Consider the following 13,415-nt stretch of genomic DNA (forward strand, 5'->3'; position numbering starts at 1 on the left):
AAACTATGAAATTGACCATTTGGGGAGCAGCTAAACAGGTAACCGGAAGCATGCATCTTTTACAATTAGAAAATTATAATATATTAATTGATTGTGGGCTCGACTATGAAAAAGAAACCTTTCAGGAAGAAAACCAATACTTCCCTTTCGATCCGGCTTCTATAGATGTAGTTATCCTAACCCATGCTCATATAGACCATTCCGGTAACCTGCCAACACTGGTTCGGTTGGGTTTCGAAGGGCAAATCCTAAGCACACCACCAACAGCCGATTTAACCGAATTACTTTTACACGATTCCGTAAATGTATTTATTGGCAAGCAAAACAGACGCCCTAAAGGCCGAAGAGGCGGCAGATCAGGACCTCAGCCCTTATACCTCCAAAAACATGTAAACGACACCATGGACAGGTTTGTTACCATAGCCTTCCACAAAGAGTTCCGTTTAAATGACAATGTCTCATTAACCTTTATCCCCGTTGGGCACTTATTAGGCGCTGCAGCAGTAGTTTTAACCCTTCATGATAAAGGCGTAGAGAAAAAGATTGCCTTTACCGGCGATATAGGCCGTACCAACTACCCGGTTTTAGTAGATCCGGAACCACTACCACAGGTCGATTATCTAGTATCCGAATCCACCTATGGTGGCCGGTTGCACAGTACCGATGTAACCCTGCAAGAAAAGTTAATAGAAACCATAAACGAATCATGCGTTAAATACCCGGGCAGGCTAATCATTCCCGCTTTTAGCATCGGTCGTACACAGGCATTGGTATATTCCCTAAACAAAATCTTTAGCAGCGGACTGCTTCCACCCGTAAAAATATTCGTCGATAGTCCACTTGCTACCATTGCAACAGATATTTACAGAAAACATCACCACCTGTTAAACCAGGAATCTCAAGACTTCTATCGCAAACAAGGCGATGAATTTGAATTTGAGGAACTCTCTTACGTACATGATAAGCGCGAGAGCCAGTCGGTCTCCAATTATCACGAACCATGTATTATCATCTCGTCTGCCGGGATGCTGGAGGGTGGCCGTATTCAGGATCACCTTTATTATAATATACAAAATTATTATTGCACCATCCTATTTATCGGCTATTGCGCCAAAGGAACACTTGGCGACAGGTTATTACGGGGCGATCCAATTGTCCGCTTAAGGAACCGCGATCTCATGGTTTACGCCACCATACAAAAAACAGATCTGTTAAGCGGTCATGGCGATCATAACGACCTGGTTAATACCGTTAAGCAGCAAGATTCCGAAAAACTTAAATCAGTATTTCTGGTTCACGGAGAAATAAAAAGCATGAACATGCTTGGCGAAGCATTAACAGCACTTGGCTACAAAGTTAATTTACCTGAAAAAGGTGAAACTTTCGAGTTATAAAATATCCGTTCGGGCACAAACTGTATTAAATACTATACAAAAATCTTTACGTTTTAACGTTCGTTTCCTTTTTTTGGTATAAATTGAAAGCAAAACTAATCTACTGATTATTAGCACATTCAAATTTAAAATTAGATAAAACTGGCTTTGGCAGGATTATTACAAGCAGATAATCATTCAGTATTAAAATGAAACTGAAGAGAACTCAAATATCTAATTTATAAAAAACATGAAATCAAAAATTACAAAAGCAGCAATGATATTATCCATGGTGGGTCTATCAGCGCAATTATTTGCACAGGAGGCTGACTCTCAATCGTCGGAAAAATTCGCTAAGAAATATTTCCGCACCTGGTCTGTAGGACTTAACGGTGGTATGTTAACGCATTATACCCCTTTCAATAACAGAACTAATGGAAACTTCAATACTCCTTACGAATCTTGGGGTTACGGTGGTTACATCAAAAAACAAATAGTACCGGGATTTGGTATCCAGGCCGATTTCCTTGCAGGTAAAGTTAAAGGTGCCAACGTTATTGCCGGTACTAAATCAACTTTCGAATCTAGAATCGACTGGTCGGCAGCTGTTAGTGGTAACTTTACTATCGCCAACATGAGCTTAAACCAAAAACGTAATTTCCTTTCACCATATGCAACAATTGGTGCGGGTTACATGTCATCTGCAGCAACAACCGATCATCCGGGCGGTGCAAGCACAGGATATGATCAAAATTGGTTTGTTCCAATTGGAGCAGGTTTCAAATTGGGCGTATCAAAAGGTGTTAACATCGATTTAGGCTACACAGTTAGCTTCATGAAATCAAATAACTTTGATGGGGTAACAGCTGGTGCTAACGACAGATTCTCATATGCTCACGCAGGTATCGAGATTGCTTTAGGCAGAAAAGGAACTTCTCAATTACAAAACTTCAGCCCTATCGCTGCTATCCGCGAAGAAAGTGCTGCTGAAAGTGCAGAATTAAGAAGAGCATTATCAACTGCTGAAGAAAACGCAAGAAGAGACAAAGAAGCATTAGAAGCTCAATTAGGTGATGATGATGGAGATGGTGTAGCTAACAAATTCGACAAATGTGCTGGCACTCCTGCAAACACAGTGGTAGATGGTGCTGGATGTCCATTAAAAGCTCCTGCTCAGATCATCAAAGAAAAAGTAATTGTTACTGAGGCTGACCGTAGAGTTGTTGACGAAGCAATCAAAAACTTAGAGTTCGATTTAGGTAAATCAACTATACGTTCTACTTCATATGCAACTTTAAATAAAGTAGCTGAATTACTAGTAGCTAAAGACTTTAGCTTGAAATTAGCTGGTCACACAGATAACACTGGTTCAATGGCGTTAAACTTACGTTTATCTAAAGACAGAGCAGAAGCTATCAAAACTTATTTGGTATCACAAGGTGCAAACGCTTCACGTATCGAAGCAACAGGTTACGGTCCAAACCAACCTATCGCATCTAACAAAACTGCTGATGGTCGTCAGAAAAACCGTAGAGTTGAATTTACTTTATACTAGTATCTCACTAGTCTAAATACCTCACTAGTTTAAATACTAGTCTCGTTAAATAAGAAAGCCTGGTCAAATGACCAGGCTTTCTTATTTAACGAGACTCCAGGAGAGATCCCTTGATTATGCCAACTTACCTCTTACCCCTCAACCCCCTTCTTAGGCGAAAACACCAGCGAAGCCACTACACTCAACACCAAAACGCCTCCAACAATAGACAACGACAACGGCGATGAAATATGATAAAAAGGTGCAATCACCATTTTAACCCCAATAAACGCCAGTATAACCGCCAAACCATATTTCAGCAAACTAAACATATAAATAAAGTTAGCCAGCAGAAAATACAAAGCCCTCAATCCAAGAATAGCGAAAATATTAGACGTATATAAAATTAGCGGATCATCAGGTGCAATGGCAAAAATTGCAGGAATAGAATCTACTGCAAACAATAGATCTGTAAATTCAATAACCGCTACAACAACCAATAAAGGAGTAGCCAGTCTTACACCATTTTGTACCGTAAAAAACTTGGCACCATCAAACTCCTTACTCACTTTAAAGAACTTGTAAATCAGGCGGGCGCCAGGGCTTTTGCTAAAATCTTTGTCCTCATCATCATGATCATTTGCCAGGCCAGATTTAATACCGGCATAAATAAGAAACAACCCAAAAATCAGTAAAACAACATTAATGCGTATCAGTTCGCCAAACACCGTCATTTCAGGCAAATAAGTTAAATTAATCAACCCAACACCTGCAAATATGAAAATGGCGCGAAACACCAATGCCCCAATAATTCCCCAAAACAACACTTTATGGTGCAATTCCTTAGGCACATTAAAAAACCCGAACACCAGAATAAACACAAAAAGATTATCAACCGATAGCGCCTTTTCTATCCAATAGGCCGATTGAAATTGTGTAAACTTTTCAAAACCCGAAGTCAGGTAAATTACCCCACTAAATATCATGGATAAGCTTATCCATACCACAGACCATATAGCGGCTTCTTTACTACTTACAGCATGTACTTTTTTATTAAATACACCCAAATCTAAAAGCAGCATCACAACAACAACAACTGCAAATCCCGTAATCACCCCGGGGTGATCAATCAAATTATTACTCATTTTAACTTCTATTTTGAAATTCCACTAAAATGCTAAAAAAGATCGGTTTTAAACATGTCATTTAAAATTTCTGCAATCATTTAAAATGATCAAATACTGACAACCATCTTCCGCTTATACTGTTATTTAGATATAAAATTATAAAACACATATTATGGAAAAAGTATGGCTCATAACAGGCTGTTCAACAGGCTTTGGCCGGGAATTAGCAAAACAAGTACTCGAACTTGGCTACAAAGCTGGAGTTGCTGCCCGTAACATTGCCGACGTAGAAGATATCGTTAAACAATACCCGGAAACCTCAATAGCTATAACGCTTGATGTAACCAGGCAAGATCATATTACTGATGCCGTAAAGCAACTAACCGAAATATTCGGACGGGTTGATGTATTGGTAAACAATGCCGGCATTGGCTACTTTGGTTCAGTAGAAGCCAGCGACGAGCACGAAACCAGAAGAATGTTCGATATCAACTTCTTCGGGCTGGCCAACATGACAAAAGCAGTGCTGCCCCATATGAGAAAACAACGGAGTGGCCACATCATCAATATCGCTTCAATCGGAGGCTTAATGGCCTTTCCAGCATTAGCTTATTACAATGCAACTAAATTTGCTGTTGATGGGTTTTCCGAATCACTGGCAAAAGAAACCGCCCCCCTTGGCATAAAAGTAACCATTGTAGCACCAAGCGGCTTCCGTACAGATTGGGCCGGGCGTTCGGCCAACGAAGTACAAAACGAAATTGAAGATTACAAAACAACCGCAGGTGCGAATAAAGACAACATCAGGGCTTACAATGGCAACCAACCCGGCGACCCGGTACGCGCCGCTCAGGCCATCATTAAAGTAGTAGAGACCGAAAACCCTCCATTACGCTTATTATTAGGTGCCGCAGCATTAAAAAATGCCCGTAAAAAAATCGAAGAACTGGCACATGATTTTGATGCATGGGAAGAAACCACCGTTGGTGCAGATTTCCCCAAACCTTAATTTAAACCGCCTACATACACACTGTTGGCCACATCGCAACCCGGTGTGGCCATAAATGAAATATAAGTTTCCATTCTCGCTAACCTCAGTTCTAAAGGTAAAACAAATAGCTCCTTTCCCTCACTTCGCTTTGCACCATCAATACTGTAAAGGCCAATTTCCAGGTCAGGGAAATAAACCAGTATCATCACCCTTTGGCTTTTCTCAGCTAATACCATTTCCGGCAATACCGTCCACCTAAATCTTAACCCTTCCGGCACCATCTCAACCGTCGGATTCGCTGCAACACGCAAACTCCCCTGCGAAACCATTACTTTAGGATAATCCATTTTAATATCAGGATACAAGCCTTTTAAGGTGTTCATTTTATTATAGCTTAGGGCTATATTGTACGGATATTTTACCGCAGCCCTGGCTTTGAGCATAAAACCAGCATTAATAAACTCAGTAAACGGATATAAAAACTTTACCACTACTGCCATTTCCTGCCTGCAAATCAATTGTTTAATAGAAGGCGGTTTTGTAATCATACCCACCATCCTAACCACATTTTTATCTAATATATGGTAGCTCACCAAATTCCCAACTTTACCGGTATACCGGTAAGATTTATCACTATTAAAAACCCCCATTTCTTTCCCTTTTAAATAAATCCATTTCTATCTCTTTTTAAATAAAAAAGAGGCTCCCAAAAATAGGGGCCGTCATCTCCTTTGGTTAATCAAAGGAGATGACGGGCATCGCCCGTCTCCACCGCACTACCATCGTTATACTTCAAATTAGCGGCATCTATAACAACTCCGGTTTTAGCATCGCTAAGTTGAATGGTTTTACCGTTGGCAAGAGTTATAGTTGCTGTGTTACGGCCGGGCTCAATGTCATGAGATCCTGAAACAAGTTCAGGATGACGGCCACCTTCAGGGCGGGGTGCGTAGTAGGATGTATAAAAGAACAACCCGGCGCCAACAACCAAAAATATTGCTGCTGCCGCAGCTATACGCGGCCATAGCTTATAACTACGAGGCTGTACTTTACTTTCCAAAGACAGCTGGTTCTAGATGTCATATCCAACTTCATCAATTCGGCTCTCATTTAGCTGAACCTCGTCTTTCAATTGGTAATACCATCTTTCCACAACTGCCTTTTCAGCAGGCGTACAAAGTCCCTTTCTGTATTTATCAAGTAATGTCTTAGCGTCTTTTTCCATTGCTTACAAAGAGGTTTATATTCCCTCATATATAACCAATACGGCTAACTAAGACCTAACAGGTAGAAGAAAACAAAAAAACTTTACATGATTTTCAAATCTTTCATCACCGACCTGGTAATTTTCTTACGGCACTCAGAAAAATCAGGTCGGTTATTTTTTCGATCCTGCAGTAATCTTGTCGCAAAAAAATAAACATCATTTTGTTTTTCCACGTAACCAACCCACCATCCTGTGTTGATCTGATCTGCCATCGTCCATCCTGTTTTGGAGCGGATGGTATAAGTTTTATTTTGCTCGCTTATCATTACCCGCTTTACGATATCCATATTCTTTTTAGAGAACGGGAGTTTCCCATCGTACAGTTTTTTAAGAAATTCAACCTGGCTTACAGGTGAAATACCAAGGGGACCAAAGTTCCAAAAGTCTGCATCAGGTTCCGAAAGGCCTGCATTGCCGTATCCGCATTGAGTAAGGTATTTCTTGTATACACTTCTGTCAATCTTTTTTGCAAGCTCTATAAACGCCCAGCCGGCAGAAACTTCAAATGCGTTCTTTACACTTATATCATGATAAATTTCAGGTCTGTAGCCGTATTTTGTGGTATCGGTTTTTCCTGGCCATTTAACCATATAGTTCTCATTCGGTATGGTTCCTGTTTCAAGGGCAATCAGCATATTAATGATTTTGAATGTAGAAGCAGGCAAGGTTTCCCGCCTTGTATTAATGGTATCAGAAAGGATCCATTGATGCTTTTTGTAATCATAAATTGCTATACCACCTTCCACTCCACACTCATCAAAGTATTTTTTGAAATCAGAACGAACGATGGTCTGTTTTGACTGACAAAACACTACCGGGCTAATTGCCAGCATGTATAAGGCTACTAAAAGGAATCTTTTCATTTTATTTTTAAAAATACACATTTCTTATCGCTTCCTCTACCGGGCTACATGGGCCTGTACTACTGATATCAAAACCGCTCCTAAGCAACAACGGTGGCTGCGCCATAAACTTAGGCACAGTACCGCGATGTCTTTGCGCCGCATGAACCAAAAAAGGATGACAAAGGTATACCGTTCCGGCCTTGCCGACAGCCAAAGCTTCCTCTCTCTTGGGTAATTCAGGCAACCTATTTGCCAGTTCCATAAAAGATAGCCCTTCTTCACCTTCGGGTTTCAGCAATCTGGCAACATCCATATGCGAACCTTTTAAAATCCTGGTCGGCGCATCTCTCTCGCTTACATCCGAAAATAGAAACAGCATCAGCAAGCCACGGCCTTTTGAATATACATTGATTCGGGCGGCGAAAAAGTCATTAGGATCTGCTCCGGAAAAACCTGCATCTACGTGCCAGCCGGTATCATCCGAATCAACTTCCGATGGGAAACGAACTGGAAAAGCTCCCATGCTCATGCACGGTATCCATTTTTCTTTACCAACCAGCTGATCGAATGCAGCATGAAGAATAGGGGTATTCGCCGCCTTAATAAATGGCGCCTGCGTATACATACCCAGCCACACCACCGGTTTCGCCCATGTGCTACTGTCATTAGGATCAGCAGGAATGTCTTTCCAAAGGATATTTCTCGCCTCAGCGGCAAGATCGGCAGGAAAAGCGTTATCAATACGGACAAAGCCATCTGCAATAAAAGATTGTATTTGCTGTGGATTTAAGATGTCGTGCATAATGTTTTATATAAAAATTCAGACAATAAAGAATTAGTGTCCCTCCGGGACATTAGCCTTACGACTTGAAAATTTATATTATAACATTACGGTCATTCTCATATTCCAAATATATTAATTTTCCTCCTACTGTCGCAAACGCCCCCTCAATAAGTCGTCTTTGCAGGTTTTCTACCCCATTCCTCCAGATTACCTTTGGATATACAAAAACAACTAAGTATGAGAACAATCATCTACCTCGCTGCCTCTGCCAATGGCCTGATCAGCAATAACAGAAACGTACCCGACTGGTTGTCGCAGGAATACGGTGAAGGCTTTATGGCCATCAGTCTGCGCACACAAGCCGTGATCATGGGAAAAACAACCTATAATGTACTTGCACCAGACTACCTACCCATTAAAGAAGGATCACTGGTTGTGCTCACTCACAATACCATGGCCGAACCTGCCCAATCCAATGTACTTTTTACTGATGACAGCCCGGAAAAAATCATAGAACAGCTTGCCGCAAGAGGACACACCGAAGCCGTTATTATAGGTGGTACGCAAACCGTAAGTGCATTTGTCAAAGCAGGCCTGGTGAATGAAATCATCCTGGTTGTAGAACCGGTACTATTTGGCAACGGCCTGCCATTGCTCAAAGACATCGAAGAAGCAGAGTATAAACTTTCCCTCCTCGAAGTAAACAAATTGAACAACAATACTGTTCAGTTACATTATTCAATAACAAACAATTAATCAACACTATAAAACTAGATACCATGAGACCAACAAAAATCTGGGCCAATTTGGGCGTAAAAGATGTAACCACTACCAGGAATTTTTATAGCGCCTTGGGCTTTAAACCCAATGAAGGCTACGACAAAACCGATGAAATCACCAGTTTTCTATTTGGCAATGATGATTTTGTGATCAATTTCTTTGTACAAGATTCTCTAAAAAATGCGTTGAGAGGAGAAGTAGCAGATTTGTCTAAAGGAAATGAAGTGATTTTCACACTTTGGGCAGATAATAAAGAAGAAGCCGATAAATGGGCTGTTGAAGTCAGGAATGGCGGCGGCAAGATCTTTGATGAACCTGCTGAATTTGGCCCGGGTTATTATGGCTTTGGATTTTCAGACCCTGATGGGCATAAATGGAATGTATTTAACTGTTAAAATAAACAGGGCATACTGCCCTGTTTATTTGTAATCCTAATTATTCTTTAACGACGCCATATCAATTACAAAGCGATACCGCACATCGCTTTTCAGCATACGCTCATACGCTTCATTAATCTCCTGCATCTTAATTACCTCTATCTCCGAAACAATATTGTGTTCCCCACAGAAATCAAGCATCTCCTGTGTTTCGGCAATTCCACCAATTAACGATCCTGCAACAGATTTCCTCCCCATAATCATAGGTACAGAGTTCAACAACGGATCAAGCCCACCAAGATACCCTACCAATACCAACGTACCATTTATATTCAGTGTAGGTACATACTCATTTAAGTCATGCACATAAGGAACAGTATCAACAATCAAATCAAATTTTCCTGCTACACCCTGTATCTGCGCCGGGTCTGTAGAAATAATAACCTGATCGGCCCCCAATTCAAGCGCATCTTTTTCTTTTCCGGGCGATCTTGAAAATAATGTTACATGCGCACCAAGTGCTTTAGCCAATTTTATCGCCATATGGCCTAATCCGCCCAAACCCACAACGGCAACGGTGCTGTCTTTCCCAACATTCCAGTGTCTTAATGGAGACCAGGTCGTAATACCAGCACATAGTAATGGCGCTACAGCAGCCAGATCAAGGTTTTCGGGCACCTTTAAAACAAAATGCTCATCAACCACAACTTTTTCAGAGTAACCGCCAAAAGTGCGCCCGCCTAAATGTTTGTCCTTTCCGTTATAAGTTCCCGTAAAGCCAGGAATACAATATTGCTCCAGGTCTTGTTTACAGCTGGCACATTCTCTGCACGAGTCTACTAAACACCCTACCGCAGCCAAATCTCCTACTTTAAATTTGCTTACTTCAGATCCCACCTTGGTTACCCTGCCTACTATTTCATGACCGGGAACTGCCGGATAAACAGTCCCTCCCCAGTCGTTTCTGGCAGTGTGCAGGTCCGAGTGGCATACCCCACAAAACAGAATGTCAATCTCTACATCTTTAGCCGTTGCCTCCCTCCTGTCAATACTCAATTGTTTTAATGGCGCTTCAGCCGACTGAGTGCCATATGCTTTTACTTCAAACTTTTCCATTATCGTTGTTGGTTTACGTTGTTATATTCTTCGTCTGTTACAGGTTCCAGCCAGGTTACCGGGCCGTTTTCGGTGATATTGCTGATCGCAATATGTGTAAGGCTTTTATCGGCAGTTGCGCCATGCCAGTGCATTACATCAGACGGGATCACTACCACATCGCCTTTACTCAACGATCTGGCAGGTTTTCCTTTTTCCTGGTAATACCCTTCGCCATCGGTTATTAGCAAGATCTGCCCTGCAGGGTGTGTATGCCAGTTGTTTCTGCAGCCCGGCTCAAATACCACATCCCCAACCGAATAATGTCCCGTTTCATCTTTCGGGACTAAAATATTAACCCATGCCGTTCCGCTGAAATAATCTGCCGGGGCTTCATCTCCTTTCGGGAAAATGGCTGTTCTGTTTTGTGTTGTTTCCATCTATGATTCTTTAAATAGCTGTGCCTGTTTATTGTTTAACAATTGCAGGCTAACTTTGTGTCTCATCGGGAGCAATTTATTTTTGCTCCATTAATGCTCACACAAAGGTCTAAGCTATTCTCTAATAGATGGGTATACAGATTACTGGATTACTTACCAAAATCACTGATTGGTGAACAAGTGTAAAACAAGTTTACGAACAAGCTTAATTGCAGTGGTTAAGCCAATCAACTAACCTGTTGATGGCATTTTGAACTGGCTTATTAGATGATAGACTTTGCGCTGCATCAGCACCCCAGATCGCCGTAAAACGTTTCTCCGAAAAACGGTTCAGCTTTTCGCAAACTGTATCGGTTCCACATGCTTCATTGCTATGAATCTGGAAAACTGGTTTTCCTTTGCTGTCAATATTTACACGAGAATAAGCGATCACTTTGCCGCCCTTTTCTGCAATTCCAATGGGTAATCCAAAATCAGAAGTAAGCACCTTACCAGAACCATTTGCATGTTTAACAAGCGCTAAACTATTCTGGTAAAGGTTTATAACCGATTTCAAATCTTCCAAATAAACTTCTCGAAGCTTGATATCCTCTTTTTTTATTTCTGTTGCTCCCATAACGTTAAACTTATTCCACAAAATTATAGAATAAGAATAAAGGGATACAGATACAAAAATGTTATTATTGAGCGATACAGATTTAAAACATACGCCAAAATCTTCTTTTCTCCAGAAAGCGAAACTCAGATTGTGATTGTTAAGAACAACTTTTAGTAAATTTGAATTATGACTACGTTAACAGTAAATATTGACAACAAAAAATCTGAAAAAGCAGTTAAAGCTGTTTTAGAGGCTTTAGGACTAGATTACAGCGTAGCTTCAAATTCAGAAAAAGTTCTACGGCCGTTAAATAAGACCGAACAGAACATTTACAACAATCTAGTACGTTCCTTCGAGCAAATCAAATTGCATCAGGAGGGAAAGATTAAACTTCAAGATGCAAAAGCAGCTATATTGGAGATTGAAGCGGAACTTGATCAATAATGGCATTCGAGATTGTTTTAACCTCCGATTTTAAAAAAGAATTAAAGCAAATAGCAAAAAAACATAAAGGAATTTTAAAAGACCTAAATGCTTTAATTGAAGAATTAGAAGAGAATCCGATTAAAGGAACTGATCTAGGTCAAAATTTGTATAAAATAAGATTAGCAATTTCTGGAACAAATAAAGGAAAATCTGGCGGTGCTAGAATCATAACCATGTTTTAATAATTAGTGAGACTGTATATTTTACCGACATTTATTTAAAAAACGAACACGATACGGTTGATGTCTCCTTAATTATTCGACGTCTAAAGAACACCGGTTTGCTCTAAAGCATTCCTGCAATTTTTTTCATTTCTCTTACTTTGTTGCTTTCTCCTCACCCTTCCCCTCCTTTTCCTCAACCCCATCCTTTCCATTATTAAATTCCCTTATCCCCTTGCCTAAACCACTCATCAATTCCGGGATCTTCTTTCCACCAAAAAGCAAAAGAACTACAACCAAAATAACCAGGATCTCTTGTGTGCCCAATGCCGCCAGTAATGTATTATGTAACATGTGTTATAAAATTTATGATATTAACCTGATACAAGAATAACAACCCCAGATTAAAATGGCATTAAAAACAAATCCATGTTGCGTAACTTTACCTATATTATCGCACAATATGAACTGGATCACAAGAGAGCGACCAAAAATAGACAGGATTGCATGCCCATGGCTAATCAAAAACTTCATTGATAAAGACGCTCATTTCTTTTACGTGCCTTTTGATCAGGTTATAGAAAAAGCTGCAGCGTTAAACGCCACACCTTTTGACGTTCCCGGCGTGGAGCTTACACATAAAAACGACCTGTGCACCTTCGATGCGCTTATAAAAAAATACAACCTCGATGACCCTGCCCTCGCCATAATGGCCCCCATTGTTAGAGGTGCAGATACCGACCGCCATAACCTGGCAAGTCAGGCATCCGGCCTATGGGCAATAGCCGCCGGAATGGCTTACAACATTAAAGACGATCAGGAGCTTTTAAAAGCAGGCATAGTAATTTACGACGCCCTGTACACCTGGGCCACACACCTCCAAAATGTAAAGCATACAGAAAGCCCCGTAGAGCAGCTATTAATAGAAGTATACCAGAAGCTCCTTAAAAAAAGCAGTACAGATAAAGTACCGGCATGGGCAAAAGAGCTGAAAACAATTATTCAGGATCAGATAGATACGAATCTTGCTTTAAGCTTAACCGGGATCTCTAACGAATTAAATGTGAATCCCGCATATGTATCCAGAGAGTTCTCCAAATACTTTGATGACCTTTCATTTGGCGAGTACATCAGGAAACTTCGCATAAACAAAGCAATTGCCTACATAGAAACAACCGATTATTCGCTTTCAGAAATTGCTTATCTCACAGGTTTTTCAGATCAAAGCCATTTCACCCGAATTTTCAAACTGGAAACGGGTATTAAACCTTCCCAGTTCAAAAAGAACAGGAAAGTTTAGTTCTTTTTCTGCTGACCAGGTGCGTATGGTTTTGCAGATTTCGATCCCGTACGTTTTTTCGCTTGCCCCGGAGGTACTTTACCACTATTTCCTGCGGTTCTTTGCGTATAGCACGACATTAAAAACATCATACTGCAAATAGTCAATACAAAATATATCTTTTTCATATTCATTTTTAGTCTGTATTGCTAATAACATGCCACAAATAGTAAATTCTGTACCAACAGTTAAATCTGTTCTATTTTAATTTTTCGCGA

General features: G+C 40.6%; 19 protein-coding genes. 8 read left to right on the forward strand and 11 right to left on the reverse strand.

Features of this window, described 5'->3' with window-relative positions; translation table 11 throughout:
• Nucleotides 1-5 precede the first annotated feature (5 nt).
• Nucleotides 6-1,394: an MBL fold metallo-hydrolase gene (locus HQN86_RS23170; RefSeq protein WP_172663237.1), complete on the forward strand. Its 1,389-nt coding sequence runs from the start codon at nucleotides 6-8 to the stop codon at nucleotides 1,392-1,394.
• 229 nt (nucleotides 1,395-1,623) lie between these two features.
• Nucleotides 1,624-2,928, forward strand: coding sequence for an OmpA family protein (locus HQN86_RS23175; RefSeq protein WP_172663238.1), 1,305 nt, complete (start codon nucleotides 1,624-1,626; stop codon nucleotides 2,926-2,928).
• 131 nt (nucleotides 2,929-3,059) lie between these two features.
• On the opposite strand, the gene HQN86_RS23180 is transcribed toward HQN86_RS23175, so the two are convergent.
• Nucleotides 3,060-4,052 (reverse strand): TerC/Alx family metal homeostasis membrane protein, encoded by a 993-nt coding sequence (locus HQN86_RS23180; RefSeq protein ID WP_172663239.1) that lies wholly within the window; start codon nucleotides 4,050-4,052, stop codon nucleotides 3,060-3,062.
• Nucleotides 4,053-4,206: 154 nt separating this feature from the next.
• Here HQN86_RS23180 and HQN86_RS23185 point away from each other — a divergent pair, with 154 nt between their 5' ends.
• Nucleotides 4,207-5,043 carry an oxidoreductase gene (locus HQN86_RS23185; RefSeq protein ID WP_172663240.1) on the forward strand — a complete coding sequence of 279 codons (837 nt, stop codon included), beginning with the start codon at nucleotides 4,207-4,209 and terminating at the stop codon, nucleotides 5,041-5,043.
• Here the strand turns inward: HQN86_RS23185 and HQN86_RS23190 are convergent.
• The 5 genes from HQN86_RS23190 to HQN86_RS23210 form a co-directional block, all read right to left on the reverse strand.
• Nucleotides 5,040-5,675 (reverse strand): DUF6266 family protein, encoded by a 636-nt coding sequence (locus HQN86_RS23190; protein ID WP_172663241.1) that lies wholly within the window; start codon nucleotides 5,673-5,675, stop codon nucleotides 5,040-5,042. The genes HQN86_RS23185 and HQN86_RS23190 overlap by 4 nt on opposite strands.
• An 89-nt stretch (nucleotides 5,676-5,764) precedes the next feature.
• The gene (locus HQN86_RS23195) at nucleotides 5,765-6,085 is read right to left on the reverse strand and encodes a hypothetical protein (protein WP_172663242.1); all 321 of its coding nucleotides are present in this window, start codon (nucleotides 6,083-6,085) and stop codon (nucleotides 5,765-5,767) included.
• Nucleotides 6,086-6,097: 12 nt separating this feature from the next.
• Complete coding sequence (locus tag HQN86_RS23200; protein WP_172663243.1) at nucleotides 6,098-6,250, reverse strand: hypothetical protein; 153 nt, start codon at nucleotides 6,248-6,250, stop codon at nucleotides 6,098-6,100.
• Nucleotides 6,251-6,333: 83 nt separating this feature from the next.
• A complete protein-coding gene (locus tag HQN86_RS23205; RefSeq protein WP_394367899.1) occupies nucleotides 6,334-7,125 on the reverse strand; it encodes a penicillin-binding transpeptidase domain-containing protein in 792 nt (263 codons plus the stop codon).
• Nucleotides 7,126-7,162: 37 nt separating this feature from the next.
• A complete protein-coding gene (locus HQN86_RS23210) occupies nucleotides 7,163-7,939 on the reverse strand; it encodes a phytanoyl-CoA dioxygenase family protein (protein WP_172663245.1) in 777 nt (258 codons plus the stop codon).
• A gap of 219 nt (nucleotides 7,940-8,158) precedes the next feature.
• On the opposite strand from HQN86_RS23210, the gene HQN86_RS23215 reads away from it, so the two are divergent.
• Both HQN86_RS23215 and HQN86_RS23220 read left to right on the forward strand, forming a co-directional pair.
• Complete coding sequence (locus HQN86_RS23215; RefSeq protein ID WP_172663246.1) at nucleotides 8,159-8,677, forward strand: dihydrofolate reductase family protein; 519 nt, start codon at nucleotides 8,159-8,161, stop codon at nucleotides 8,675-8,677.
• 23 nt (nucleotides 8,678-8,700) lie between these two features.
• A complete protein-coding gene (locus HQN86_RS23220; RefSeq protein ID WP_172663247.1) occupies nucleotides 8,701-9,096 on the forward strand; it encodes a VOC family protein in 396 nt (131 codons plus the stop codon).
• A gap of 36 nt (nucleotides 9,097-9,132) precedes the next feature.
• Here HQN86_RS23220 and HQN86_RS23225 read toward each other — a convergent pair whose 3' ends face one another.
• The 3 genes from HQN86_RS23225 to HQN86_RS23235 all read right to left on the reverse strand — a co-directional run bounded on the left by HQN86_RS23225 (nucleotide 9,133) and on the right by HQN86_RS23235 (nucleotide 11,229).
• Nucleotides 9,133-10,194, reverse strand: coding sequence for an NAD(P)-dependent alcohol dehydrogenase (locus tag HQN86_RS23225; protein ID WP_172663248.1), 1,062 nt, complete (start codon nucleotides 10,192-10,194; stop codon nucleotides 9,133-9,135).
• The gene (locus HQN86_RS23230; protein ID WP_172663249.1) at nucleotides 10,194-10,613 is read right to left on the reverse strand and encodes a (R)-mandelonitrile lyase; all 420 of its coding nucleotides are present in this window, start codon (nucleotides 10,611-10,613) and stop codon (nucleotides 10,194-10,196) included. The genes HQN86_RS23225 and HQN86_RS23230 overlap by 1 nt, the downstream gene beginning before the upstream one ends.
• A gap of 205 nt (nucleotides 10,614-10,818) precedes the next feature.
• Nucleotides 10,819-11,229 carry a hypothetical protein gene (locus tag HQN86_RS23235; RefSeq protein WP_172663250.1) on the reverse strand — a complete coding sequence of 137 codons (411 nt, stop codon included), beginning with the start codon at nucleotides 11,227-11,229 and terminating at the stop codon, nucleotides 10,819-10,821.
• Between the two features lie 168 nt (nucleotides 11,230-11,397).
• Here HQN86_RS23235 and HQN86_RS23240 point away from each other — a divergent pair, with 168 nt between their 5' ends.
• Nucleotides 11,398-11,655 carry a hypothetical protein gene (locus HQN86_RS23240; protein WP_172663251.1) on the forward strand — a complete coding sequence of 86 codons (258 nt, stop codon included), beginning with the start codon at nucleotides 11,398-11,400 and terminating at the stop codon, nucleotides 11,653-11,655.
• Complete coding sequence (locus HQN86_RS23245; protein WP_172663252.1) at nucleotides 11,655-11,879, forward strand: hypothetical protein; 225 nt, start codon at nucleotides 11,655-11,657, stop codon at nucleotides 11,877-11,879. The genes HQN86_RS23240 and HQN86_RS23245 overlap by 1 nt, the downstream gene beginning before the upstream one ends.
• Before the next feature lie 135 nt (nucleotides 11,880-12,014).
• Here the strand turns inward: HQN86_RS23245 and tatA are convergent, their stop codons facing one another.
• Nucleotides 12,015-12,212, reverse strand: a complete 198-nt coding sequence (tatA, locus tag HQN86_RS23250) for a twin-arginine translocase TatA/TatE family subunit (RefSeq protein ID WP_172663253.1) — start codon at nucleotides 12,210-12,212, stop codon at nucleotides 12,015-12,017.
• Nucleotides 12,213-12,321: 109 nt separating this feature from the next.
• Here tatA and HQN86_RS23255 point away from each other — a divergent pair, with 109 nt between their 5' ends.
• Nucleotides 12,322-13,158 carry a chromate resistance protein ChrB domain-containing protein gene (locus tag HQN86_RS23255; protein WP_172663254.1) on the forward strand — a complete coding sequence of 279 codons (837 nt, stop codon included), beginning with the start codon at nucleotides 12,322-12,324 and terminating at the stop codon, nucleotides 13,156-13,158.
• Here HQN86_RS23255 and HQN86_RS26925 read toward each other — a convergent pair.
• Complete coding sequence (locus tag HQN86_RS26925; RefSeq protein ID WP_172663255.1) at nucleotides 13,155-13,325, reverse strand: hypothetical protein; 171 nt, start codon at nucleotides 13,323-13,325, stop codon at nucleotides 13,155-13,157. The genes HQN86_RS23255 and HQN86_RS26925 overlap by 4 nt on opposite strands.
• Between the last annotated feature and the right edge of the window lie 90 nt (nucleotides 13,326-13,415).

It is taken from the genome of Pedobacter panaciterrae (genome assembly GCF_013204795.1).
Taxonomy (GTDB): domain Bacteria; phylum Bacteroidota; class Bacteroidia; order Sphingobacteriales; family Sphingobacteriaceae; genus Pedobacter; species Pedobacter panaciterrae.

What these genes read in the sequence shown, in the direction of transcription:
- HQN86_RS23230 (WP_172663249.1), bottom strand. Translation starts at nt 10,613, where the DNA reads ATGGAAACAACACAAAACAGAACAGCCATTTTCCCGAAAGGAGATGAA.
- HQN86_RS23170 (WP_172663237.1), top strand. Translation starts at nt 6, where the DNA reads ATGAAATTGACCATTTGGGGAGCAGCTAAACAGGTAACCGGAAGCATG.
- HQN86_RS23255 (WP_172663254.1), top strand. Translation starts at nt 12,322, where the DNA reads ATGAACTGGATCACAAGAGAGCGACCAAAAATAGACAGGATTGCATGC.
- HQN86_RS23185 (WP_172663240.1), top strand. Translation starts at nt 4,207, where the DNA reads ATGGAAAAAGTATGGCTCATAACAGGCTGTTCAACAGGCTTTGGCCGG.
- HQN86_RS23240 (WP_172663251.1), top strand. Translation starts at nt 11,398, where the DNA reads ATGACTACGTTAACAGTAAATATTGACAACAAAAAATCTGAAAAAGCA.
- HQN86_RS23215 (WP_172663246.1), top strand. Translation starts at nt 8,159, where the DNA reads ATGAGAACAATCATCTACCTCGCTGCCTCTGCCAATGGCCTGATCAGC.
- HQN86_RS23220 (WP_172663247.1), top strand. Translation starts at nt 8,701, where the DNA reads ATGAGACCAACAAAAATCTGGGCCAATTTGGGCGTAAAAGATGTAACC.
- HQN86_RS23190 (WP_172663241.1), bottom strand. Translation starts at nt 5,675, where the DNA reads ATGGGGGTTTTTAATAGTGATAAATCTTACCGGTATACCGGTAAAGTT.
- HQN86_RS23175 (WP_172663238.1), top strand. Translation starts at nt 1,624, where the DNA reads ATGAAATCAAAAATTACAAAAGCAGCAATGATATTATCCATGGTGGGT.
- HQN86_RS23235 (WP_172663250.1), bottom strand. Translation starts at nt 11,229, where the DNA reads ATGGGAGCAACAGAAATAAAAAAAGAGGATATCAAGCTTCGAGAAGTT.
- HQN86_RS23245 (WP_172663252.1), top strand. Translation starts at nt 11,655, where the DNA reads ATGGCATTCGAGATTGTTTTAACCTCCGATTTTAAAAAAGAATTAAAG.
- HQN86_RS23210 (WP_172663245.1), bottom strand. Translation starts at nt 7,939, where the DNA reads ATGCACGACATCTTAAATCCACAGCAAATACAATCTTTTATTGCAGAT.
- HQN86_RS23180 (WP_172663239.1), bottom strand. Translation starts at nt 4,052, where the DNA reads ATGAGTAATAATTTGATTGATCACCCCGGGGTGATTACGGGATTTGCA.
- HQN86_RS23225 (WP_172663248.1), bottom strand. Translation starts at nt 10,194, where the DNA reads ATGGAAAAGTTTGAAGTAAAAGCATATGGCACTCAGTCGGCTGAAGCG.
- HQN86_RS23200 (WP_172663243.1), bottom strand. Translation starts at nt 6,250, where the DNA reads ATGGAAAAAGACGCTAAGACATTACTTGATAAATACAGAAAGGGACTT.
- HQN86_RS23205 (WP_394367899.1), bottom strand. Translation starts at nt 7,125, where the DNA reads ATGCTGGCAATTAGCCCGGTAGTGTTTTGTCAGTCAAAACAGACCATC.
- tatA (WP_172663253.1), bottom strand. Translation starts at nt 12,212, where the DNA reads ATGTTACATAATACATTACTGGCGGCATTGGGCACACAAGAGATCCTG.
- HQN86_RS26925 (WP_172663255.1), bottom strand. Translation starts at nt 13,325, where the DNA reads ATGAAAAAGATATATTTTGTATTGACTATTTGCAGTATGATGTTTTTA.